Annotated in this window: 23 protein-coding genes; 14 read left to right on the top strand and 9 right to left on the bottom strand. The window is 34.7% G+C overall.

Going from position 1 to position 22,496, the window contains the following annotated elements; genetic code table 11:
* Window positions 1-137 precede the first annotated feature (137 nt).
* The 4 genes from ACJ5H0_RS01895 to ACJ5H0_RS01880 form a co-directional block, all read right to left on the bottom strand.
* Window positions 138-719: a Crp/Fnr family transcriptional regulator gene (locus ACJ5H0_RS01895; protein ID WP_411246918.1), complete on the bottom strand. Its 582-nt coding sequence runs from the start codon at window positions 717-719 to the stop codon at window positions 138-140.
* 62 nt (window positions 720-781) lie between these two features.
* Window positions 782-1,429 carry a cysteine hydrolase family protein gene (locus ACJ5H0_RS01890; RefSeq protein ID WP_411246917.1) on the bottom strand — a complete coding sequence of 216 codons (648 nt, stop codon included), beginning with the start codon at window positions 1,427-1,429 and terminating at the stop codon, window positions 782-784.
* 265 nt (window positions 1,430-1,694) lie between these two features.
* Window positions 1,695-2,195, bottom strand: coding sequence for a hypothetical protein (locus ACJ5H0_RS01885; protein ID WP_411246916.1), 501 nt, complete (start codon window positions 2,193-2,195; stop codon window positions 1,695-1,697).
* A 44-nt stretch (window positions 2,196-2,239) separates the two neighbouring features.
* Window positions 2,240-3,931, bottom strand: coding sequence for a hypothetical protein (locus tag ACJ5H0_RS01880; protein ID WP_411246915.1), 1,692 nt, complete (start codon window positions 3,929-3,931; stop codon window positions 2,240-2,242).
* Between the two features lie 636 nt (window positions 3,932-4,567).
* On the opposite strand from ACJ5H0_RS01880, the gene ACJ5H0_RS01875 reads away from it, so the two are divergent.
* The 3 genes from ACJ5H0_RS01875 to ACJ5H0_RS01865 all read left to right on the top strand — a co-directional run bounded on the left by ACJ5H0_RS01875 (window position 4,568) and on the right by ACJ5H0_RS01865 (window position 9,313).
* Window positions 4,568-7,081 (top strand): FtsK/SpoIIIE family DNA translocase, encoded by a 2,514-nt coding sequence (locus ACJ5H0_RS01875; RefSeq protein WP_411246914.1) that lies wholly within the window; start codon window positions 4,568-4,570, stop codon window positions 7,079-7,081.
* A 67-nt stretch (window positions 7,082-7,148) separates the two neighbouring features.
* On the top strand, window positions 7,149-7,796 hold the full coding sequence (locus tag ACJ5H0_RS01870; RefSeq protein WP_172283101.1) for a LolA family protein: 648 nt from the start codon (window positions 7,149-7,151) through the stop codon (window positions 7,794-7,796).
* Window positions 7,797-7,861: 65 nt separating this feature from the next.
* Complete coding sequence (locus ACJ5H0_RS01865; RefSeq protein ID WP_172283102.1) at window positions 7,862-9,313, top strand: LptF/LptG family permease; 1,452 nt, start codon at window positions 7,862-7,864, stop codon at window positions 9,311-9,313.
* 173 nt (window positions 9,314-9,486) lie between these two features.
* Here ACJ5H0_RS01865 and frr read toward each other — a convergent pair whose 3' ends face one another.
* Both frr and pyrH read right to left on the bottom strand, forming a co-directional pair.
* Window positions 9,487-10,041: a ribosome recycling factor gene (frr, locus tag ACJ5H0_RS01860; RefSeq protein WP_172283103.1), complete on the bottom strand. Its 555-nt coding sequence runs from the start codon at window positions 10,039-10,041 to the stop codon at window positions 9,487-9,489.
* Between the two features lie 111 nt (window positions 10,042-10,152).
* Window positions 10,153-10,860: a UMP kinase gene (pyrH, locus tag ACJ5H0_RS01855; protein WP_172283104.1), complete on the bottom strand. Its 708-nt coding sequence runs from the start codon at window positions 10,858-10,860 to the stop codon at window positions 10,153-10,155.
* 167 nt (window positions 10,861-11,027) lie between these two features.
* On the opposite strand from pyrH, the gene porQ reads away from it, so the two are divergent.
* The 5 genes from porQ (at window position 11,028) to ACJ5H0_RS01830 (ending at window position 14,092) form a co-directional block, all read left to right on the top strand.
* Complete coding sequence (gene porQ / locus ACJ5H0_RS01850; protein WP_411246913.1) at window positions 11,028-12,017, top strand: type IX secretion system protein PorQ; 990 nt, start codon at window positions 11,028-11,030, stop codon at window positions 12,015-12,017.
* Window positions 12,018-12,080: 63 nt separating this feature from the next.
* Window positions 12,081-12,755, top strand: a complete 675-nt coding sequence (gene cmk / locus ACJ5H0_RS01845) for a (d)CMP kinase (RefSeq protein ID WP_172283106.1) — start codon at window positions 12,081-12,083, stop codon at window positions 12,753-12,755.
* Window positions 12,756-12,852: 97 nt separating this feature from the next.
* Entirely contained in the window at window positions 12,853-13,200 is a 348-nt protein-coding gene (locus ACJ5H0_RS01840; protein ID WP_172283107.1) for a YtxH domain-containing protein, read from the top strand.
* 82 nt (window positions 13,201-13,282) lie between these two features.
* Window positions 13,283-13,591, top strand: a complete 309-nt coding sequence (locus ACJ5H0_RS01835; RefSeq protein WP_172283108.1) for a phage holin family protein — start codon at window positions 13,283-13,285, stop codon at window positions 13,589-13,591.
* 3 nt (window positions 13,592-13,594) lie between these two features.
* A complete protein-coding gene (locus ACJ5H0_RS01830) occupies window positions 13,595-14,092 on the top strand; it encodes a phosphoribosyl-ATP pyrophosphatase (RefSeq protein ID WP_172283110.1) in 498 nt (165 codons plus the stop codon).
* 78 nt (window positions 14,093-14,170) lie between these two features.
* On the opposite strand, the gene ACJ5H0_RS01825 is transcribed toward ACJ5H0_RS01830, so the two are convergent.
* Window positions 14,171-14,896: a TrmH family RNA methyltransferase gene (locus ACJ5H0_RS01825; protein WP_411246912.1), complete on the bottom strand. Its 726-nt coding sequence runs from the start codon at window positions 14,894-14,896 to the stop codon at window positions 14,171-14,173.
* Between ACJ5H0_RS01825 and tamL the strand changes: the two genes are divergently transcribed.
* The gene (gene tamL, locus ACJ5H0_RS01820; protein ID WP_172283114.1) at window positions 14,882-17,494 is read left to right on the top strand and encodes a translocation and assembly module lipoprotein TamL; all 2,613 of its coding nucleotides are present in this window, start codon (window positions 14,882-14,884) and stop codon (window positions 17,492-17,494) included. The genes ACJ5H0_RS01825 and tamL overlap by 15 nt on opposite strands.
* Here the strand turns inward: tamL and ACJ5H0_RS01815 are convergent.
* Window positions 17,491-18,108, bottom strand: coding sequence for a SanA/YdcF family protein (locus tag ACJ5H0_RS01815; RefSeq protein ID WP_172283116.1), 618 nt, complete (start codon window positions 18,106-18,108; stop codon window positions 17,491-17,493). The two genes, tamL and ACJ5H0_RS01815, sit on opposite strands and share 4 nt — an antisense overlap.
* Entirely contained in the window at window positions 18,105-19,229 is a 1,125-nt protein-coding gene (locus tag ACJ5H0_RS01810) for an iron-sulfur cluster-binding domain-containing protein (RefSeq protein ID WP_411246911.1), read from the bottom strand. The genes ACJ5H0_RS01815 and ACJ5H0_RS01810 overlap by 4 nt, the downstream gene beginning before the upstream one ends.
* Before the next feature lie 29 nt (window positions 19,230-19,258).
* Between ACJ5H0_RS01810 and ACJ5H0_RS01805 the strand changes: the two genes are divergently transcribed.
* The 5 genes from ACJ5H0_RS01805 to ACJ5H0_RS01785 all read left to right on the top strand — a co-directional run bounded on the left by ACJ5H0_RS01805 (window position 19,259) and on the right by ACJ5H0_RS01785 (window position 22,474).
* Window positions 19,259-19,579, top strand: a complete 321-nt coding sequence (locus tag ACJ5H0_RS01805; RefSeq protein WP_411246910.1) for a TlpA family protein disulfide reductase — start codon at window positions 19,259-19,261, stop codon at window positions 19,577-19,579.
* Entirely contained in the window at window positions 19,536-19,826 is a 291-nt protein-coding gene (locus ACJ5H0_RS01800; protein WP_411246909.1) for a hypothetical protein, read from the top strand. The genes ACJ5H0_RS01805 and ACJ5H0_RS01800 overlap by 44 nt, the downstream gene beginning before the upstream one ends.
* Window positions 19,827-19,849: 23 nt before the next feature.
* The gene (locus ACJ5H0_RS01795) at window positions 19,850-20,821 is read left to right on the top strand and encodes a FecCD family ABC transporter permease (protein WP_411246908.1); all 972 of its coding nucleotides are present in this window, start codon (window positions 19,850-19,852) and stop codon (window positions 20,819-20,821) included.
* A 115-nt stretch (window positions 20,822-20,936) separates the two neighbouring features.
* A complete protein-coding gene (locus tag ACJ5H0_RS01790) occupies window positions 20,937-21,860 on the top strand; it encodes an ABC transporter ATP-binding protein (RefSeq protein WP_411246907.1) in 924 nt (307 codons plus the stop codon).
* A gap of 164 nt (window positions 21,861-22,024) precedes the next feature.
* The gene (locus tag ACJ5H0_RS01785; RefSeq protein ID WP_172283496.1) at window positions 22,025-22,474 is read left to right on the top strand and encodes a MarR family winged helix-turn-helix transcriptional regulator; all 450 of its coding nucleotides are present in this window, start codon (window positions 22,025-22,027) and stop codon (window positions 22,472-22,474) included.
* The last annotated feature ends 22 nt before the right edge of the window (window positions 22,475-22,496 follow it).

Below are 22,496 nucleotides of genomic sequence, written 5' to 3'. Positions count from 1 at the left end.
GATGTTTTTTATCATTTTAAAGCCTATATTACTTATTTTGAATTATTCTTAATAAGCCACAAAACATTAAAGAAAATTTAAAACTAAAAACTACGATTATAAGAATGAAAAAAAGCTATACAGGTCATCGAGTCTGTCTATTTTTGAAGGCTTATTTTTTTCCTTATTTTACTTAAAAATTCATGGGTGATACCAAGATATGATGCGACCTGTTGCTGTGTAATTTTCTGTTCGAGACCAGGATATTTTTCAAGAAATTCAATATATCGCTGATCTGCCGTCTTACCGGTCAAAGAAAGAATCCTCCTCTGTAGTGCCACTGAAGACCTTTGATTCATGATTCTGAAAAGCTTCTCTACCCAGGGAATGGTTTTGTAAAGATGTTCTTTATTTTCTTTTGAAACCATAAGAACTTCACTATTTTCCAGCGCTTGAATATTTAAGATACTGGGAACACGATTGATCATACTATCTATATCCGTAATCCACCATCCTTCCACTACAAAATATAATGTTTGCTCCATCCCTTTTTCGTTGAGATAGTACACTTTAAAACAGCCGCTTGTAACAAACCCTTCAAAAAGACAGTAATTTCCCTCTTTCAGCGCAAAATCATTTTTCGGAAATTGAACTTTATTAAAAGATTCGGAAAATCTTTTAAATTCATCCTCAGAAAAATCGACATATTGCTTGATGTAATGATAAAGTAGGTCAGACATCGTATAAAATTAAAACATAAAGATACCGATATTATGACCGGTATCCTTATTTTAAACTAATCTTATTTACTTGCCAGCAAATCCTCTGTACTTATGATTCTGCTGTATAAATTTCCTAATGAAGAAATACCCGCCAGGAAAGATTTCTGAATATCTGCTGCTTTTATAATTTCTCCATCCAGCTCCCTGTTCTTTGTTGCCGTTGCATCCCCCACAATCGTGTTACTGAAACCCAGATCAAAAGCTGCTCTTGTAGTAGATTCCACACATACATCGGTCATCATTCCGGTGATAATTAAATTTTTAATATTATACTCTTTTAAATAGGCAAGAAGTTCTGTTTCTCTGAAGCTATTTGGAAAATGTTTGATGATTACTTTCTCATTCCCTTTTGGTAAAACCAGGTTATGAATTTCAGCACCTTTTGTGTCCGGAAGGAAAAAATCAGCTCCTTCATTGGTTGCTATATGTTTAATATGAATGACTGGCAGATTATTTTTCCTAAAATATTCCAACACCTTACTGGTATTTTTACCTGCAGTTTCTGCCCCTTCTAAAACCATTTTTCCTCCGGGAAAATAATCGTTTTGTACATCGATGATTAATAATGCCGTGTTTTCCATTGTCATGTTATTTTGTTGTGCTTTTGCAGACGAAAGTGTAACGAATACTATACATATCGTCAGCATCTTTTTGAATATGTTTTTCATTTATTATAAATTGATGGTACAAAATTACAGGAGGTATCATCAAATAGCATTTGAACTAGTTCAAAAAAGAAAGTACAAGCCACAGACATTTCAAATTAATGCCGAATATCAAACTGTGTAGATCTACTATTTTTCTAAAACCAATTTGGAAAGTCTTATTAAATATTTCCAGGATTGGAAAAAAACATAAAAAATGCCCACAAGGATATAATGGGCAATTTTATAAATAAAGTAGAGGTCTACTCTTCCTATGAATTGAGTCTGATCATTTCCAGTAATTCCATTTCAAACCATCAAACAGAGCTATTGTCTTACTGACGGTATCATAACATATCATCCCCGGATACGGGGTTCTCACATTAAGATGAGGATTAGCTACCTTGGGTAAAATCAATGCTTTATTGGCAGATTCCAAAACAAGGACTCCGGGAGCACTTGTAGTAGAAGAGCCTATAATCACTCTGTTATTTCCCGCTGTTTCGGCACTCGTATTAAATATAACATTTGTAGTGGACCCGGGATCACTCATATTCACCCAGCCGGAGCCGATATTCATTTTTAAGACCTTATCATTCTTATCCATTAAAAGAGTTCCAGCAACAGCGTTACCTGGGAGAGTTTCTACAATAGGAAGTAAAATTCCGTTAGTTGTACCTGAAGCGAAATCAAGAATACCATCTCCGTCTACTGTTTGCTTACCGATCGCTATTTGGGCGTGGATAAAACCAATTCCAAGCAATCCTAATATAGCTAATATATTTTTCATGTTTTCTATTTTATAATTTTAAAATTTAAGCCATCTGTCTAGGGTTAGTCATTACAAGACCGAATAATACAGTTCCATGAAGTACCGTTATACAGTTTAAAGCAATTATCTGTAGTATCGAAAATCAGCATCCCTTCTACCGGAACAGCAATATTTGCGGAAGTTGTTCTGGTAATAACAAAACCTTTATCTTTTGACTCTAATGCTATAAAACCATTAGGAATATTGGTTGGCCAGTTGGGCAGGATTTCACGAAGTCCTGTAATACCAAATTTTGTCATACTGTTTGGTGTCCCTGTAACCGGATCTTTGGTACAATACGTTTGAATATTGGTTCCGAAGGTAAAATATTTATTAGCAGGAAACGAATAATTAAATACAGCTTTCCCTCCAGTAAAACTTGTTGCCGGAATAAATTGTACATTCTGTGAAAGTCCACTGTTATCAGCTACAATCATGTATAATTTATCTGTTGCCACAATACTGGTATAATTAGTAAGGTCAGCTTGCAGCCAGGAAGAACCCGTGTCATTCGTTTTTTGTGCTAACCACGTCCTCTGAATAATCTTTCCCGGAGCTATACCATAATTGAGTAAGGTTAAGGATTGATTATTATTATCTCCCATTATAAGAAAGGTTTTGTCTTGCGAAAAACTTGTTCTACCTGCAGCATTGTTTGCCGAAACAAAATCATTCGTGGTTGATACGATTAGCATGCTATTATTGTTTTGATTAACGCTATTTGTAACCACTTGGTTTAATGCTGTATCGTCATCTTTTGCCATCCCAAAAATGTTGTTATTGAAACTGGTATTCAGTCCAGAATTCCAGGTAACAGTAGTCTTGTCGGAGGCAATGTAATTGAGTGGTTGCTGCAAAGTAATTCCATATTTAACAGCTAAATAAGAATTTACACTTTGCCTTTCTACAGCTGTCTGTGTACCAGAATATAAAATAAATTCTCCAATCCTATCTCCTTCCAGCGAACTGCTACCAGATCCCCCGTCATTATCCATCAAAAGAACCATTCCCGGGTAGTTGCTTGTAGAAGATACATTATTGGAAGGATTGCCAAAAGCAAGCGCATTATTATCAAAAAAATAATTCATGTTTCCTCCGGACAACTCATTATAAAATGATTGTATACTTGGAAACTGTGTATTAACAGTATTTATAGTATTTGTTCCAAAAAACACATCCCCGGATTCTTTTTCATTATAAAATTCTGGACGATTGGTGCGGGTCCCGAAAAATGGAGATTGCCACACTCCTGCTATTGGAGATACATTGGAATTTCTTGTTACACCATTCATTACAAATACCGATCTATAGGTGGCAGAAGCGGTTCTTGTAAGAAATGTATAGGAGGTCAGTGCATTTGTGGTGTTATCTGGAAATCCTCCCGGAAATTTATATCCCGATCTATATTGATTGGTACTCGTAATTTCAATTGCAGGATTAAAATTAAAATTAGGAATAGAGGTTGCTGTCCTGTAGACTGGTCTTGCATTTACACCTGGATCCGCATAATAACCCGGCATCCCCTGGTTGGCAATACCATTAATTCCGCCTGATCTTTGATTATTCCATATAGCAACCTGCGTATTGTCTACTGTTGTATTCGTTCCGGCATCTGCTTTTACCCATATTTGAAGGTTAGCAGAAACGCCTCCGGGAGATTGAGACCACAATAATGAATTGAATATCATTGCTGTAAATAATAATTGCTTTCTCATTGATGTTTCTTTTAATTGTTTGTAAGTATATTCATTGATATGACCCGACTATCTCAAAAAAAAATAATCGGCAATGGTGAAACTAGAAATCAGCCAAAATACTCATGGTAAGTAATGTGGTCAATAATCCAGAATTAATAACAAGATCATAAAGAAGATAATAGTATTGAAATAATACTTATATGTTGGGAAGTATTTTTTGTTTTCATTTATATGTGTGTTTTTAAATTAGACAAAAATTGTGGAATATTTAAACAATAAGTAATGTCTGTAAATAATATCAACAAAATAATTAATGCTTCTTAATATTACCTTAGTGTAAATTTATAAATTATTTTAATAAAAATATACTTTTTAAATACAATTTAACCACAGAATAACCGAATGATTGTTAATATATTTGATAATGATTCTTTTTTTTTCAATTAATAATTTCATAATGATAAAATTTTGTCAATAGAAAATTATTCATTTTTATATGAGTTTTTAATTTCATTTGATATTATTTAGAATCAAATTCAATAATCAGGATTTTCTGATGTCTGAAAAGGATCATAGAGTTATTGTAAAATGCTTTTGAATAAAAAAAGATTATTTTAATATTGAAAAAACACTAAATTTGCCCACATTGATATTATGGACAAAAAGACACAAACAAAGCAGCAAGACATGTCTGAAAAAGGCAAAATTCTATCGAAACCCCGTATATTTTTCGGGCTTACTTTTATACTTTTTTCTGTCGTACTTATATTTTCATTCATTTCATATTTAATGAACTGGAAGGCAGATCAGAGCCAGGCAGGAACCATGCTTGATAAAAGTATACAATCCTCTAATATTTTTGGCAAAGTTGGAGATTGGCTCGGGAATATTTTCATTTTTGAAAGTATTGGCGTAGCTTCTTTTATTATAGCATTCCTCTTCCTTGTTTTCGGAACTTTAATTTTAAAAAAGAAAATTTTCAAACCTTGGAAAACAATAGGTCATTCGTTGTTTTTTATCTGCTGGGTTCCGATTTTCATGGGAGCTGTTACAAAAGGACAAGGTGTTTTGGGAGGCGTTTATGGCTACCAGATTATGGATTCGCTTAATGCAATCATAGGAACTGTTGGTCTTTGGTTGGTACTGGCCTCAAGTATAGCTTTATATTTTATCCTTGAGTTTAATTTACGTCCGAGTTCCATCAAAGCAAAACTTAATAATATTAATGAAAATACGATCGGAAAGGTAAAATCCATGATGCCTAGTTCTGACGAAAACTTTGAGGCTGATGAAGAGCTGGAAGAAGAAGCACTCGACAATCATCCTAATATTTCGGTTACGGATATGAGTGAGCCTGTGAAACAACAGGAACCGGTAAAGGTACCTAAAGGTTTTCCTGAGGTCCCGGTATCTACAAACCTGGAAACCATTACTACTCCTAATCATACTTCATTTGAAGATGATAACAATGCTAAGCCGATCAACCTTAATCTTAATACCAAACCAGGTCTTCCGGTTTCAACTCCGGAACAGGCCTTTGATCTTACACCATCTACTCCATCGCAGGAAAATATTAAGTTCAATGTTGAAATTGCTCCTGTAATTGATGTTTTAGATGACACAGAAAAGCAATCTCAGGAACTAGTAGAAAAACATGGTCTGTATGATCACAAATTAGATCTGGCCAAGTTTCAAATGCCTCCGGTGGAATTACTAAAAGATTATGGTAATGAGGAGATTTCAATCAATAAAGAAGAATTAGAAGAGAATAAAAATAAGATTGTTGGTCTTTTAAAGAACTTTAATGTAGGTATTGCTGAAATTAAGGCAACCATCGGACCTACAGTAACCTTATATGAAATTGTGCCTGAAGCAGGAATCAGGGTATCCGCCATTAAAAAACTACAGGATGATATTGCCCTGAATCTTTCAGCTTTGGGGATCAGGATCATTGCACCTATGCCTGGAAAAGGAACCATTGGAATTGAAGTTCCAAGAAAGAATCCTACCATGGTTTCTATGCGCTCTGTAATCGCTTCGCACAAATTTCAGAATACAGACATGGATCTACCTGTTGTTTTTGGAAAAACCATTTCCAACGAGATCTTCATGGCCGATTTATCAAAAATGCCACACTTACTGATGGCAGGTGCAACAGGCCAGGGTAAATCAGTAGGTATTAATGCAATTCTTACTTCTCTCTTATATAAAAAACATCCAAGCGAACTGAAATTCGTAATGGTTGATCCTAAAAAAGTGGAACTTTCTTTATATTCAAAAATTGAAAGACATTATTTAGCAAAACTTCCGGATACGGATGATGCCATCATAACGGACACCAATAAGGTAATCAATACACTGAATTCTCTTTGTATTGAAATGGATAACAGATATGACTTACTTAAAAATGCATTTTGTAAGAATTTAAAAGAGTACAATAAAAAATTTGCTGAAAGAAAATTAAATCCTGAAAACGGACACCGTTACTTACCATACATCGTTCTGGTGGTTGACGAATTTGCCGATTTAATTATGACAGCAGGTAAAGAAGTAGAATTACCGATAGCAAGACTGGCACAGCTGGCAAGAGCGGTAGGAATTCACCTCATTGTTGCTACCCAAAGACCTTCCGTAAATGTAATTACAGGGATGATCAAAGCAAACTTCCCTGCAAGAGCAGCATTCAGGGTAATTTCAAGTGTAGATTCAAGAACAATTCTTGATTCTACCGGTGCTGATCAGCTGATTGGTAAGGGGGATATGCTTTACTTTAACGGAAATGAAATTCTTCGACTGCAATGTGCCTTTGTAGATACGCCTGAAGTGGAAAGAATTGCAGAATTTATTGGCGAGCAAAAAGGATATGCTTCTGCGTTTCTTCTTCCTGAATACGTTTCTGAAGATGCAACAAGTTCAGTAGGTTCTTTCGATCCTAACGAAAAAGATGCACTGTTTGAAGAAGCAGCCAGAATTATTGTTTCTACTCAGCAGGGATCTACTTCCATGCTTCAGAGACAGCTTAAATTAGGATATAACAGAGCGGGAAGAATTATGGACCAGCTGGAGGCTAGTGGTATTGTAGGAGGCTTTAATGGCGCTAAAGCAAGGGAAGTGATTATTAGCGACCTTCATTCTTTGGAACAGTTTTTGGAAGATTTGCGTAAATAAAGGAAAACATGCCATAATGTTTAACTTTTGAAGTGGAAAAATGTCTAAAGAATATTAAAATAAAAAAATGAAAAACATAGTTTCGAAAATTATATTAGGAGGATTTGTGGTAGGAGCTGTTGGATTATCCAATGCACAGAAAATAGATGCAAAAGCTAAAAAGATATTGGATGATATCACCTCCAATTATAATTCTAAAAAGAATACCTATTTTAAATTTTCTTTTGGAAGCGGTGTCAATGGCAAGGTTGCTAAAACAGAGCCTGGAATCTATTACTCATCAGGTGATAAATATAAATTGAAAATCATGGATACAGAACAGATTTTCGATGGTAGCAAGATCTACAATATTAATGCTGACGACATGGAAGTAACGATTGCCAAACCTAACGGAAGCAGTACCATGTTCTCCCCTATCAATTACCTTTCTACCTACAGAAATGATTACAATGTAGCATATGGAGGAAAGAAAGTGGTCAATGGTGTAAGTGCTGATCTGATCAAGCTTACTCCGGTTAAGCCTAATGGATTAAGCTATGTTTATCTGTTTGTAGATTCAGCTAAGAAACAGATGGTGAAACTTGAACAGCATGGAAGCAACAAAGATGTTGCAGTAATTGCCATAAAGGAATACAAGGAGAACCAGGAATTAGATCCTAACATGTTTGTTTTCGATAAGAATAAATTTAAAAATTACGTTATTACAGAATTGTAATTAAAAAAGTAATAATTTATAAAGTCACAAAGTAAACTTTGTGGCTTTTTCATTAATTTTGGCGAATGTTAAAAATACTAGACCGATATATCATAAAAACCTTTTTCGGACCATTTTTCTTTATATTCAGTGTATTGTTTTTCATATTTATTGTAAACATTATCTGGGTTCAGTTAGGGCAGTTTATGGGAAAGGGATTAAGCTACTGGCAAATTATTAAGCTCCTTTTTTATTTGGGGGTAAGTGTTATCAGTATGGTTTTGCCTCTTACGATCCTTTTAGCAAGTATCATGTCTTTTGGTGAGTTTGGGGAGCGTTACGAGCTTGCAGCTATGAAAGCCGCCGGAATCTCATTAACCAGGGTTATGGTTCCTCTTTTTGGGGTCACCACCATATTATCTATAATGCTGTTCTTTTTCTCTAATAATATTATCCCGGATTTTCAAAGAAAAGCGAAAAATATGCTTTTCAATATTGCTCAGACAAAACCCGCTCTTAACTTTACTCCAGGGCAGTTTATTGATCAGATACCCGGTTATATGGTTAAGTTTGATAAAATCCACGAAGACAATAGTATTGAAGGTGTTTTTGTTCACAGAAAAGCTAGCACATTCGAAAACCAGCAGTCTATTGTCGCTGAAAAAGGGAAATTTATTCCCGCAGCTAACAACCATTACTTAAAACTTGAGCTTTATAAGGGCTATGTGTTTGAAGATAATTTTGCAGGGAAAGGTGAAAATGTGAGATTAAAGCAACCGGATCAGGCTATTAAATTTGATACTCTTGTTTCGCATTTTGACATTAGCGAGCTCATCAATAAAGCAATCGAAGAAGAGCAGATCACCGATGATTACCGTTTTCAGACATTCAATCAGCTTAATAAAACTATTGATCTTAATAAAAAAGACAACGAAAGATTCTTTTCCACCGTCACGGACGATGTTTTGAACCAGACCAACTCCACCGTCAGCTATATGGATAAAAACAATAAATCCAAAGCTCCGGTTAAACAACAACTAAAACTGGATACGGTAAAAGGAAACAGGAAGATGGAGATTATCTACAATGCCTATACGAGATTGGATAATCTGAAAACCACCCTAGACGGTAAAGCCAATGATTTCAAACCCAATGTTAAGTATTTCAGTAAAGTTGTTATTTATCAGCAAAGAATACTCTCCTATTCATTTACCTGTATCATATTCTTCCTTATCGGTGCCAGTTTGGGTTCCATTATCAGAAAAGGAGGAATGGGAGTTCCCGTAATTATTGCCATCGTTATATTTATTATTTTCTATGTGATTAATGTGGGAATGGAAAACCTTGCCTGGGCAGGAACATTAAATCCATATCTGGCAGCATGGCTCCCTAATATTATACTGTTCCCGTTTGGAGTGATTATGACCTATAAAGCATTAACGGATTCGCAACTCTTTGACGCTGAAAAATACAAGGCATTTCTCAAACCTATTACCAAAAGGTTTTCTAAAAACAAAGAACATAAAAGATATCAATAACAAAACGCTCCGGAATTCCGGAGCGTTTTTAAAAGGGAAAGGCTCCGGTTTCCAAATCATTCTAATGATTTTATTTTCAGATAGTAGAAATACCTTCAACCTTATTGACAATAAAAAAACAGGCCTCATTATGAGGCCTGTTTTAGTATATGTTATATGTTCTAAAGCGAAAGTTACACTTTCATAATTTCAGCTTCTTTTGTTTTAAGGTGGTCATCACAAGCTTTCACATACTTATCAGTAAGTGCCTGGATGTCCTCTTCAACGCCTTTAATAACGTCTTCAGAAACACCTTCAAGTTTTTTAAGTTCTTTCAAACCGTCCTGTCTTGCATTTCTTACGACAATCTTTGTCTGTTCGGTTTCTCCTTTAGCTTGTTTTGCCAGATCTCTTCTTCTCTCTTCTGTTAAAGGTGGAACATTCAAAATAATATTCTCCCCGTTGTTAGAAGGTGCAAAACCTAAGTTTGAATTAATAATAGCTTTTTCAATAGCATTGATTGCTGTTCTGTCCCAAGGTTGAATAGAAATCGTCATTGCATCAGGAACCGAAACATTAGCAACCTGGTTGATCGGAGTTGGAGCTCCGTAATATTCAACCATCACATCCTGAACCATTGAAGTAGAAGCACGTCCGGCTCTAATTCTTTGAAATACATGTTCAAGGTGCTTAATAGCCGCTTCCATGTCCTGTTTTACAGACTCTACTATTAGATCTAATTCTTCCATTATATATTTAAAATTTGATAAATTACACATTTATAAACGATGATCTTTACCTAGTGGTATGTGATCAACAATAAATAATTTTTAAATCTCTTTATCTATTTACTTTACTGACTATAAATCCACTAAAGTACCAACGTTTTCTCCGTCTACAATCTTTACTAAATTCCCCTCTTTATTCATGTCGAATACGATGATAGGAAGTTTATTTTCGTGACTTAAAGTAAATGCAGTCATATCCATTACTTTAAGATTCTTTTCGAAAACTTCATCGAAAGATAAAGAATTATATTTTACAGCGTCCGCATTTTTTTCAGGATCACTATCATAAATTCCATCTACCCTTGTTCCTTTTAAAATAACATCAGCACCAATTTCAATGGCTCTTAATGTTGCTGCAGTATCAGTTGTAAAATAAGGGTTTCCGGTTCCTGCTCCGAAAATAACCACTCTTCCTTTTTCCAAATGTCTTACTGCACGTCTTTTAATGAATGGTTCAGCTACCTTGTCCATTTCAATAGCAGATTGAAGTCTGGTTTTAATACCGGCGTCTTCCAAAGCACCTTGCAAAGCCATTCCATTAATCACTGTTGCAAGCATACCCATATAATCGCCCTGAACTCTGTCCATTCCCTTTGCAGCACCTGCTACCCCACGGAATATATTTCCTCCTCCAATTACAATGGCAACTTCACAACCTTTATCTACTACTTTTCTTATTTCAACAGCATATTCCTGAAGTCTGTCATTGTCAATACCATATTGTCTGTTCCCCATTAAGGCTTCACCACTAAGTTTTAGAAGGATTCTTTTATATTTCATCTTTAATTTTTAATAAATTTTAAATAGGGTTTATATCCCTGAAATTTGATTTTGCAAATATAATCATTAAAAATATTGAAAAAAGAAAAATATTTAGCTGTAAATAATGTTAGAAATATTTTGACAACTACAAAAAAGGATTATTTTTGCAATAATTATAAATTGAATTGAAGAAAATTATCATTCTTTCATTATTTCTGTCAGGAATTGTTTCTTATGCACAAACGGGAACAAATGTTTATCCTTTCTTAAACATTCCCGTATCTGCCAGACAGGCTGCATTAGGTGGCGATGCAATTACTATAAGAGATTATGATGTTTCCTTTGCTATAGCAAATCCGGCCTTACTTAATAAAGATTCAGACAAACAACTTTCTGTGAACGGAGCAGCATATCTTGCGGATTCCAAATACGGAACGATTGCTTTTGCTAAAGATTTTGATAATGGCCACATGGCTACAATCAACGCCAGATATATGAGTTATGGTGATATTCCAAGGACTGATGAAAGTGGTTTTGAAAACGGACAATTCAACGCATCCGATGTTGCCATCGGATCTGGTTACGCCTATCAGTTTGAAGAAGACTGGACCATTGGAGGAGGTATTAATTTTATTACTTCAAAAATAGATACCTATACTTCTTCTGCTATTTCAGGAACTGCCGGAATTACTTACCATAATAAAAAAAACAAAGAAGTTCTCTCTCTTGTCGCAAGAAATTTCGGATATCAGTTCAAATCTTTTAATGGCACCCGTGAGAACCTTCCGTTTCGTATTGATCTGGGATATACGAGAATCTTAAAGGCTATTCCACTTGCCATTACAATTACGGCCCATGATTTACAACAATTCGATATTTCATCTCCGTTTAACGTAGATGGTCAGGAAGTGAATGTGGGAAGAAAAATTGCAGATCACTTTTCTATTGGAGCAGAATTATTTCCGGAGAAAAACTTTAATATCAGATTAGGATATAATGTGAAAAGAGGAAATGAACTGGCTGTAGCTGACCAAAGAAATTTCTCTGGACTATCAGGAGGATTTGGAATTAAAATTTCAAGATTCCGTGTAGATTACGCTCATGTAAGATACCATAACTCTTCCAATGTGAATCAAATAGGAATATCTATGGACCTTAGCGGGCATCGCTATTAAACTTTTTCAATATTTAATTTTCCATTTCCTTGATTTTTTAAAAAAAATCTTGAACTTTGCAGTATGAAAAAACCTGTAATAGCTATCGATGGATACTCCTCTACCGGAAAAAGTTCAATATCAAAGGTCATTGCCGATAAATTAGGACTTATTCACCTGGATACCGGAGCGCTTTATAGAGGAGTTACCTGGTTTGCCCTGCAAAATTGTAAGGACGAAAAAGGTTCTATTGACCTTAATCGACTTTTCTCATCATTAGATCAGATCCAGCTTGAATTTAAAAATGATGAAGGTGAACTGGTTCTTTATCTGAACCATAATGATATCTCAAAGGAGATCCGAACTAATGAAGTTTCTGACAATGTAAGCCTTGTAGCTAAACAAAAGGAAGTAAGGGATTTCTTATTACAATCCCAGCGTTCCCTTGCCGAAAAAGGAGGTATTATAATGGACGGCCGTGATATCGGGACCGTAGTTCTTCCCAATGCTGATTTTAAGTTCTTCCTTACGGCAAGCATCGATGAAAGAACCAAAAGAAGATACAACGAACTTTTGAGTTTAAATATCGAAGCAAACGAGCAGCAGGTAAAAGAAAATCTTATCGAAAGAGACAAAATTGACAGTGAAAGAGAAATCGCTCCGTTAAGACAAGCTGAAGACGCCATTGTTATTGACAATACCGAACTTTCTAAAGAAGAAACCATCGAAGCCATACTGTCTTATATCCAAAAGATTTAACAATTTTTAATAGGGCCATAGGCTCATTTGGTATATTAATTGTAATATTTAACAAAGTAAAAACTAATATTATTTAACTATTAAAAAAAAACGAAAAATGTCTAGAAAAGGAAACAATACAGCAGGTATATTAGCGGGACTTCTAGCTGGAGCAGCAGCAGGTGTAGTACTTGGAATGCTTTATGCGCCGGAAGAAGGAAAAGAAACGAGAAAAAAGATTAAAACAAAAGCTAACGATCTTAAAGATCAGGCTAAAACAAAATACGGAGAAGTTTCTGAAAGAGTAAAAGATCAGTATGACAATATATCTTCTACTTTTAAAGAAACAGCAAACAGTGTTGCTCATACCGTAAAAGATGGATACGATAAATATAAAGATCAGATTGTTTCTAAAACTACAGATGTAGTAAAAGATGTAGAAGCAGAATTAAACGATCTTAAATAGTAATAATTTCAATTAATTTTTAAATTATGAAAGGGACTTTTTGCATTAAAGTTCCTTTTTTTGTAACTTTAAAGAAAAACAGATGATAGAAACTCTTAAAGAATATGCATCTAAGAGAATAGATCTACTTAAAATAGAAGCTACCGAAAAGTCATCACTCTCCGCAGGTATGATTACCTATCTGGTCGTATTGCTTGTTGCTTTTGCTTTTTTTATTATTCTTTTCAACTTTGGAATTGCATTTCTTATCGGTAAAGCGTTGGACAACTACTCCTACGGATTCCTTATTGTAGCTGCATTTTACTTATTGATAATGATTCTTGTTGTTCTGTTTAAAAAGAGAATTGTAAATACCGTAGCGGACCAGGTTATTAAATTTTTAAATCATTAAACTATGAGCAGAAACTATGAAAGTCTGAAAGAATTAAGAATAAAGAAGAAGTTACTGAAGGCAGAACTTGATGATTTGGAAAACCTTCTTACATTCAAGAATACAAAAGAAAGTTTAAGCGCATTTACCAATGGTTTAACGGATCAATATCTTCAGGAAAAAGTAGATGAAGACGGTGATGAAAAAATAGTCCTGAGAAAGGATGTGATTGCCAAACAGCTTACTTCTGAGGTGAAAGATATGTTTATCAGCAAAAATACAGCAATGGGTATTGCAAGCTCAGCGCTCAAGGGTAATGCACTGGATGGTATCATCAGGTTAGGTGCTACTGCTCTTGTTGGAAACTATGCAAAGAAAAATATGCGTAGTTCTAATTGGAAAAAGAAACTGCTTGGTGTGGCTATGATTTATCTTGCGCCAATTGCATTAAAATTTGTCAGAAAAAAGCTTGAAAGTTATCAGAAAAATAAAAGTGTGTCCAGCATGGAGCAATTAATATAAAAATAACAAACCAGAGGTTAGAAGTTAGCTAAAGGTTATCTTTAAAATTTAATCCAGCTAACCTCTGACTTTTGGAATCTATTTAGAAAACAATTGTCCCAATATAATTCCGGCTGCCATAGATACATTAAGACTTTCCGTTGACTGAGATGTACCAAACCTAGGAATACTAATACTTTTATGAAGCAACTTTTCCGTTTCCGGTCGCATTCCATTTCCTTCATTTCCTAAAATCAGGTTTAGTTTCTTAGGCTTCTCAAATTGGTATATATTTTCTCCCTCCATATCGGTTCCTATGTTTACATTCTCTGTATTCGAAAGATAATCGGTAAGATTACAGTATACCATGTTCACTCTTGTAAAAGAGCCCATACTTGCCTGAATCACTTTGGGATTATAAAAATCCACCGTATCTTCACTGCAAATAATTTGTTCTATCCCAAACCAATCCGCTAAACGGATTATAGTTCCCAGATTTCCGGGATCCTGAATCCCATCCAATACAATCTGTATATCCGGGTCTGCCATCTTTTTCTCAGAATTCATATAGCAAACGGCAACGGAATCTTTAGGTGTTTTAAGAAAACTGATCTTTTTCAGCTCATTTTCAGATATATGGATAATAGGAACGTCAGAAAATTTAATTTTCTCTGGATCTGTAGATAATATTTCTTTAATTTTAAAGTTAGAATTGGGAAGTTCACAAATGATTTTATTACCCTCAACCAAAAACAAATTGTATTTTTGTCGGAACTTCTTTTTATCTAAAGACTGTAAAATTTTTATTGTATGAGCTGTAAGCATTATAAGAATTCTCCTCAAAAATATTATAAAATTATATCATTTGCAACATTTGTTACTCTTCTTTATGCTTGTAGCACCACAAAGAAAGTTCCCGATGGCGAATATTTGCTTACGAAGAACACATTCACTTTTACTGATAAAAAAGAACCATTTGATGGAGAGCTAAAGGGTTATGTTCAGCAAAAACCCAATAAGAAGCAATTCCTTTTTATGCCTTTAGGCTTATTATTATACAACGCCGCCAATCCTAAATATGACACTATTCTTAATGAATACATGACCTACCCTAGCGAAATGCGAACGCAAAAGCTCAGGGATTCGCTCTTCATTAAATACAATATGAAAAGTAGTGTGGGAAAAAGCCTTTTATTAGACAGGTTATACCACAACTGGGGTTCACCTCCTGTTATCCTGGATCAAACAAAAGTGGAAAAAGGAGCCGAATCCATTGAAAAACGACTTACTTACAAAGGGTACTGGGATGCAGAAGTAAAGTTTAAAACCAAAATAGATTCTGCAGCAAAAAAAGCGGCTGTTACGTATTTCATTACACATAATGATCCTACTTATATTAAAGAATATTATTACAATATTCCGGATCCGGTTCTCCATAATCTTTACCAGCAGAAAATTAACGGAACCCTCATCAGATCCGGACAGGTACTTGATCAAACGGTTCTTGAAAAAGAAGTTACCAGACTTAATGAAATCATGAGGGATTATGGGTATTACAGATTCAATAGTGCCAATGATGAAATTTATTTTGTCGCCGATTCACTTAAAAGCAGAAAACAGGTTCCTCTGACCCTTGAAATTCATAAAGATTCCATTGATACTCCTTATAAAAGGGCAACTATTGGTAATATAGACGTAGCGATCGTTAATGAAGCATCAGAATACCGTAAAAATACAACCAAAGACAGCTTAAGAGGAATACGGTTCCATAAGGTTGATAATAAATATACAACCCGTTCCGTATGGAGAAATATCATAGTTGGAAACAAACAGATTTATGATCAGAAAAAGCTTGACCTTACCAAAAGGAATCTCCTGTCTATGAATAACTTTAGCATTCTGAAAGCAAAAGATTCCTTAAGACACGGAGGTGAAGGCTCTCCGAATGATAGTATTATTGATGTATTATATATACTTAAACCGCTTCCGAAATATGAATTAAAAGTAGGAACGGATATCAATTATTCGCAGTTATTAAATCTTGGGATTTCTCCCTCCATAGACCTTACTACCCGAAATGTTTTTAGAGGAGCAGAAAACCTTTCGACAAGTCTGGCGGGTACTTTTGGTTCTATCAGAAGCACCAAAGATATCAGTCAGCGGATATTAGCCTATGAATTATCAGCACAGGCTTCCCTGAATTTCCCAAGACTTTTACTACCTTTTGATTATTATAAATTGATTCCTAAAAGATACAGCCCTACATCATCAATTGTTCTGGGGGCTACTGTACAAAATAATATCGGTTTAGGAAGAGTTAACTTCAATACCGGCCTTAATTATCTCGCTACGGTTAATGATAAAGTATCCCATAGGCTGACCCTTTTTAATACACAGTTAAGTTTAACAAAGAATAAATCGGCTTATTATGATTACTTTACAAACGATCGTGATCTAAAAGATGAAATATTTGAGAATTACTTTCAAAACAGCCCGCAAGGTGCAGCAACGAAAGCCAAGCTTTTATCCGGACAGCTTTCAGTAGATGAAGTATCTCAACAGATTGTCACTGATAATGCCTACCGTAATTCTTTAGATCAGGCAGGTGCGGATCTTTTTACTGCATTTACAGGAATTCTTGTCAATAAAGACAGGCAAACCCAGGATGTTCTGATTTCTTCCATGATCTATAATTATGTGTATAACGAAATCGGTAAGAAGGATTATCCTAACGCTTTCTACTTTAATGGAAAGGTAGAGTTGGCTGGTAATATATTAAGCATTTTTAATCAAAAACGAAATGATGGCGGAGGTGTAATCACAAGTCCTCAAAGAACAATTTTTGGAGTGCCTTATGCACAGTTTGTAAAATTTGATATTGACGTAAGAAAGTACTTTAAGTTTAACGGGAATCAGACTTTAGTACTTCGTCAGTTCGTAGGAGTAGGAATACCTTACGGAAACTCTTCATCGATGCCTGTTATCAGGTCTTATTTCAACGGAGGATCCAATGATATCCGGGCGTGGGTTGCTTTTGGAGGCTTAGGTCCTGCTGACTCTCAGATTGATGAAAGAGTTCGTACTTATATGACAGATAATTTAAAGCTTACTACAAATATTGAATATCGTCTGCCTTTCAACGATATGTATGAAGGGGCGCTATTTACCGATATTGGGAATACCTGGAGTCTCAGGGATTATAATGATGGATACGGCGATGAGTTTAAATTCAATAAATTCTTAGGCCAGGTGGGTATCGGTAGTGGATTCGGATTAAGGGTGAATATTGCATACATCACTTTAAGGCTTGATTTTGCATATAAAATCTATGATCCTAATAAACCTACCGGTGACCGATGGAGATTCAAAGATTTCCAGCCTTTTAAACCTACATTGAATGTAGCATTTGGATATCCTTTCTAATCAGGAGAAATTCCCAACAGGAAATAGACTACAGCGATCATTCTTGCGAAAATCTCCCTAAACTGATTTCTGTAGTAGCTTTCGGGTTTATTTACATCCTGTGCATCAAATCCCAGTGCATTCATATTATTGTTTCTTGCGAAAAATAGGGCCCGAAGGTTATGAAACCCCTGAGATACTATAATAACATTACTTTTTTTGTAAACATCTTTACAACGTAAAATACTCTTATATGTGTTGAAGCCTTTCGGATCTTCAATAATGATTTCTTCAGGAACTCCTTCCTGATAAACAAGATAATTTTTCATCGCAGCCGGTTCATTATAACCTTTGCTTTTTTCACCGCTTACGATTATTTTACGGATTTTCCCATGATGATACAATAATGCAGTAGCATCCATTCTTTTCGTAAAATAAGGATTGGATAGTCCGGATCTCATCTTAGGTGAAGTACCTAAAACCAGAGCGACCTCACGAGGTGGTATCTTTGATATTTTGGTATAGGTCCTCCCATTAGTAAGGGCAAAAACCCAGGCATTAGCCAAACATATCACTAGAATTCCAATTTCTATTGATGTGAGAATAAGATTGAATATGTTTTTTACAGCTCTCAAATGAGATCAAAGTTAAGCTTTATTTTCTTTGTTTTTGCTATAGACATGCATGCTAATATTTTCCCTTGCAACTCTTCTTTTTCCGTTAAATATTCATTCTCTAGTAATTCAACTTCTCCTTCTTCCAAATAACATTCACAACTTCCGCAAATTCCGGATTTACAGGAATAAGGAACAGGAAATTTCTGAACCAGCAATTGCTGCAGAATTTTATCCTTGTTATCCGGAAGATGGGTACTGTAGTCTTTTCCCAATATTTTAAAATCGATTTCCACATTTTCAATCAACGGAAACTCTTTTTCTATAGGATAAATATCATCATTAAACTCTTCAAAAAGTTCAAAATGAATATTTTTTTTCGGGATTCCATGATGGTAGCAGGCATTGGCCAGTGTTTTTATCATCTCCCCTTTTCCACAGATCAGAACTTCATCTACTGCATCCCAGATGGTGGATTCTTCGTCTGTATCATCAAGGTGCAAAATCTGATTGATAATCAGGTTTAACTTTTTCGCATCTAGCCTTCCATAAAAAAGCTGATCCAGTGTTTTTTCCTGCGAAAAGAAATAAAATATCTGTAATCTGTCGCCATAAGTTCTGGCCAGATTATCCAAAAGATCCCGGTAGATTAATTCGTCAGAATTTTTATTTCCAAAAAACAAAAACAGTCGCGTTCTGGGCTCATTATGAAGAATATTTTTAAAATGGCTTAACACAGGGGTTATCCCGATTCCTGCAGCAAAACCGACTATCGTTCTGAATTCACTGGGTTTAGATATTAAAGTAAATCGACCTCCCGGTTCACTTACCAATAGTTCATCTCCAACCTTATAATTTTTAAACAGTTCTGCTGTTGCTCCTACAGGAGAATTTACTTTTATGCCCAGGCTAATTTTTTTCTCGTAAGGAGCCGATGTCATTGAATAATCATTGATGATATCTTTTCCATGGGACTGAAATTTAATACTGACAAACTGACCCGCTTCAAATTCAAAAGTCTTCTGTAAATTCCCGGGAATCTCAAATTCCAGGGAGAAAGTATTTTTGGTCAGTTCTTCCTTTTTCGCTATTTTTAACCAATGAAACGTTGTGAGTTTCCCTTTATAGATTTGTTGTTCCATACTTCAAAATCAAAAATACTAAAATAATTATGAAGAAGATCATTTTATCAACCCTAGTTATATTTGCGCTGACCAGTTGTAAAAAAGAAAGTTCAAAAATTGATGACAAAGGGATATCCCAGGATTCAGTAGCTGTTGCAGAAAATACTACTTCTGCTGATCACACAGCTTATATTTCAAAAGAAATTTCTCCCGAAAATATTGGAGACTATCTGGCAAAAAATAATGACACACTGTATGTTACTAATTTCTTTGCCACTTGGTGTGGGCCATGTATTCAGGAAATTCCACATTTCAGAAAAAAAAATGGGAGAACTGAAAGGAAAACCTGTAAAGTTTACTTTTGTTAATCTGGATAAAAAATCTGATTGGAGTACTGCAGTTAAAGATTTTGCAGAAAAAAATGATCTTGCAAAAAACATAATCTTACTGGATGGCCAAAAGCTTGATGAGAATTTCTTTCCGAAAAATTTTAAAAAATGGGACGGTGGTTCTATCCCTTTTACTTATATGAGAAAAGGAGCAAAAACTGACGAATATCTTGGAATGATGAATGAAGAACTTTTAAACTCTAAGATCGATTCATTCTTAAAATAAATTGTACAGAATCACTTCTGAAAATGTCAAAAAAATTCAAAATCCTGTGTTTTTTATTTATAATCGCTATTATTCTAGCTGCGGTTATTAATCTGAATACAGGATTTTTAAGTTTAAACCTAAAGGATTTTTTTTATAGCTCAGCCAACGGCCAGATTGCAGACATTCGTATCAACAGGGTTTTGGTAATGCTTTTAGCCGGAATTTCCATTCCCACATCAGGTTTTCTGATGCAGGAATATTTCCAAAATCCATTAGCAGGGCCGGATATATTAGGTATTACCTCCGTAGCTAGTTTATCTGTTTCATTTTATATTTTCTTTTCACATGATATTCTGCTTCCGGATTATCTCCAGAACAGTTTCCTGAGCTTATCAGCGATTATCGGCAGTTTCTTCCTGATGATCGTACTTTTATCCATTTCTAAGAAATTTCAGGACAAATCTTATCTTATTATCTTCGGGTTTTTAGTTTCCGCACTGGCCGGAGCAATTGTTTCTTTACTTCAGTTGTATGCAGAAAATCAAAGTCTGAAAAATTATATTCTATGGTCTTTCGGCGCAAATAATATGGTCACCAGAAACCAGATCCTTGTATTATCTGTTTTGGTCATTATCGGCTTATATATGTCTTTTAAAACCATTAAACCATTAATTGGAAATTCCTTGGGAAGCTCCTATGCACAGAGCCTTGGAGTAAACTTGCATCATTTAAAGCTGTTCATCATCATAGCCGCTTCGCTCCTATCAGCATCTATAACGGCATTTTTGGGGCCTATTTTGTTTATAGGCATTATTGTTCCTCATTTTTGCAGACTTATTTACAATCCTGCAAAACTATGGCAGCAGTGGATCTTGAATGTGATGCTGGGAATGCTGATGATGTTACTGTTTTCAATTATTGCAGAGAAAAGTCAGATTCCGTTGAATGTGATAAGTTCTATTTTTGGAATCCCCGTTATCCTTGTGATGCTTTTGAAGCAGAATAAAGTTTAATTCGTTAATTGCAAAAGACACAAAGATTAAGATAAATACTGTATATTTTTAAGACGCAAGAAAACTGGATATAGATAAATTTCATTGCTTCTTTACAAGTAACAAAAACAAAAAAATGCATCTACAAATCAAACAAGCCCATATTGGTTATAATACCACCCTGATTTCAAATACTAATACCCATTTGAATTTAGGAGACGTATGCTTGTTGATTGGAAACAATGGTGTAGGAAAAACCACTCTGATTAAATCAATTTTACATCAGATACCACTATTACAAGGAGAAATTTTAATAAATGGTAAGAATATAAAGAAACTGTCTGTTAAAGAAATTGCAGAGAATATTGCCATTGTTTTTTCTAAGGCGGTTATTCCACAAAACTATACGGTGGAAGATCTTATTTCGTTAGGAAAATATATTTATTATCCATATTATTTTGAATTAAAAAAAGAGGACAGAGATGAAGTTTCACATATCATCAGTGAACTGAATTTGAATCAGTATAAGGATATACTCCTGAAAAATCTTTCTGATGGAAATCTTCAGAAAGCATTTATTGGACGTGCTTTAACACAAAACTCCCCTATTATTATTCTAGATGAGCCTACCACTCATCTTGATGAAAAAAATAAGATTATCATCCTTAAAACATTACGCAGGCTGGCAAAGGAACAAAACAAACTTATCCTTTTTTCTTCCCATGACTGGCGGCTGGCAAAAGAATTTGCTGATAAGATATGGTACATAAAAGACAATCATTTGTATTCAGGGATTGTTGAAGATATCCTCCTCCAACATGATGAACTGACCAACGTTTCTTTATTTCAGGTTAACGAAAGTTTTGCAGCACCGGAAATTTCTGCCCCTCCGATTTACAAGGAGATGCTGTATTCACTGCTTCAAAAAAACTTTCAAAAAGACCTCTCATCTTTTAAATTTGAGTTTCAAAACAAGTTTTGGGTAATTTATTACCATAACACAAAACATCAATGTGAATCATTCGAAGAAATCATTGATTCCATCAGAAACATTCATTAATACGTACTTTTTATTATTTATTTCACATACTATGCATGCATAGTATTATGCTAATCATACAATTTAATCGATTTACTATCAGATTGTTAACAAATTTTAACGTTAATAAATACTATGCATGCATAATATTTACTAAATTTGATAAAAACCTATTACCAAAAATGATGGATAACAACAAAGAAAAAATAGAAAATGTAGATCTGGTTCTAAAACAAACCTGGCTTGCTGTATCCAAAATGTTCACAGAACTTGCCCAGGAGCACGATTCTACAGCCGTTCAGGCGCTCACACTTCTTAAAATAGATCCTAAAGAAGGGACAAGAAGCACAAATTTGGGACCCAAGATGGCCATTGAGCCTACTTCTCTTACAAGAATTATAAAACTTCTGGAAGATAACGGCTATATCTATAAGGAGAAAACCACTACCGACAAAAGAGAGGTTATCATAAAACTTACAGACAAAGGGCTAAACTCAAGAAATCTTTCAAAAGAAGTGGTCTTAAGTTTCAACAAAAGGGTCATGGATAAAATTGCTCCGGAAAAAATGGAAATTTTTAAGGAAGTAATGAATGAAATCATGAAAATTGCCAACGATCTGAATAACAGAAAATAAATTAACATACAACCGAAAGGTT

Origin of the sequence: Chryseobacterium proteolyticum (assembly GCF_046591535.1) — a bacterium.
In the GTDB taxonomy this organism is placed as follows: Bacteria; Bacteroidota; Bacteroidia; order Flavobacteriales; family Weeksellaceae; genus Chryseobacterium; species Chryseobacterium proteolyticum.
Note: the sequence above shows the minus strand (reverse complement) of the source record. Positions and strands in the feature narration are given on the sequence as shown.

Excerpts from the sequence above, each read along its gene's own strand:
- tamL (WP_172283114.1), top strand. The coding sequence starts at position 14,882 with ATGAGCTGTAAGCATTATAAGAATTCTCCTCAAAAATATTATAAAATT.
- ACJ5H0_RS01790 (WP_411246907.1), top strand. The coding sequence starts at position 20,937 with ATGCATCTACAAATCAAACAAGCCCATATTGGTTATAATACCACCCTG.
- cmk (WP_172283106.1), top strand. The coding sequence starts at position 12,081 with ATGAAAAAACCTGTAATAGCTATCGATGGATACTCCTCTACCGGAAAA.
- ACJ5H0_RS01880 (WP_411246915.1), bottom strand. The coding sequence starts at position 3,931 with ATGAGAAAGCAATTATTATTTACAGCAATGATATTCAATTCATTATTG.
- ACJ5H0_RS01810 (WP_411246911.1), bottom strand. The coding sequence starts at position 19,229 with ATGGAACAACAAATCTATAAAGGGAAACTCACAACGTTTCATTGGTTA.
- ACJ5H0_RS01885 (WP_411246916.1), bottom strand. The coding sequence starts at position 2,195 with ATGAAAAATATATTAGCTATATTAGGATTGCTTGGAATTGGTTTTATC.
- ACJ5H0_RS01795 (WP_411246908.1), top strand. The coding sequence starts at position 19,850 with ATGTCAAAAAAATTCAAAATCCTGTGTTTTTTATTTATAATCGCTATT.
- ACJ5H0_RS01870 (WP_172283101.1), top strand. The coding sequence starts at position 7,149 with ATGAAAAACATAGTTTCGAAAATTATATTAGGAGGATTTGTGGTAGGA.
- ACJ5H0_RS01830 (WP_172283110.1), top strand. The coding sequence starts at position 13,595 with ATGAGCAGAAACTATGAAAGTCTGAAAGAATTAAGAATAAAGAAGAAG.
- ACJ5H0_RS01890 (WP_411246917.1), bottom strand. The coding sequence starts at position 1,429 with ATGAAAAACATATTCAAAAAGATGCTGACGATATGTATAGTATTCGTT.
- ACJ5H0_RS01895 (WP_411246918.1), bottom strand. The coding sequence starts at position 719 with ATGTCTGACCTACTTTATCATTACATCAAGCAATATGTCGATTTTTCT.
- ACJ5H0_RS01805 (WP_411246910.1), top strand. The coding sequence starts at position 19,259 with ATGAAGAAGATCATTTTATCAACCCTAGTTATATTTGCGCTGACCAGT.
- ACJ5H0_RS01825 (WP_411246912.1), bottom strand. The coding sequence starts at position 14,896 with ATGCTTACAGCTCATACAATAAAAATTTTACAGTCTTTAGATAAAAAG.
- ACJ5H0_RS01865 (WP_172283102.1), top strand. The coding sequence starts at position 7,862 with ATGTTAAAAATACTAGACCGATATATCATAAAAACCTTTTTCGGACCA.
- ACJ5H0_RS01785 (WP_172283496.1), top strand. The coding sequence starts at position 22,025 with ATGGATAACAACAAAGAAAAAATAGAAAATGTAGATCTGGTTCTAAAA.
- frr (WP_172283103.1), bottom strand. The coding sequence starts at position 10,041 with ATGGAAGAATTAGATCTAATAGTAGAGTCTGTAAAACAGGACATGGAA.
- ACJ5H0_RS01875 (WP_411246914.1), top strand. The coding sequence starts at position 4,568 with ATGGACAAAAAGACACAAACAAAGCAGCAAGACATGTCTGAAAAAGGC.
- ACJ5H0_RS01835 (WP_172283108.1), top strand. The coding sequence starts at position 13,283 with ATGATAGAAACTCTTAAAGAATATGCATCTAAGAGAATAGATCTACTT.
- pyrH (WP_172283104.1), bottom strand. The coding sequence starts at position 10,860 with ATGAAATATAAAAGAATCCTTCTAAAACTTAGTGGTGAAGCCTTAATG.
- ACJ5H0_RS01840 (WP_172283107.1), top strand. The coding sequence starts at position 12,853 with ATGTCTAGAAAAGGAAACAATACAGCAGGTATATTAGCGGGACTTCTA.
- ACJ5H0_RS01800 (WP_411246909.1), top strand. The coding sequence starts at position 19,536 with ATGGGAGAACTGAAAGGAAAACCTGTAAAGTTTACTTTTGTTAATCTG.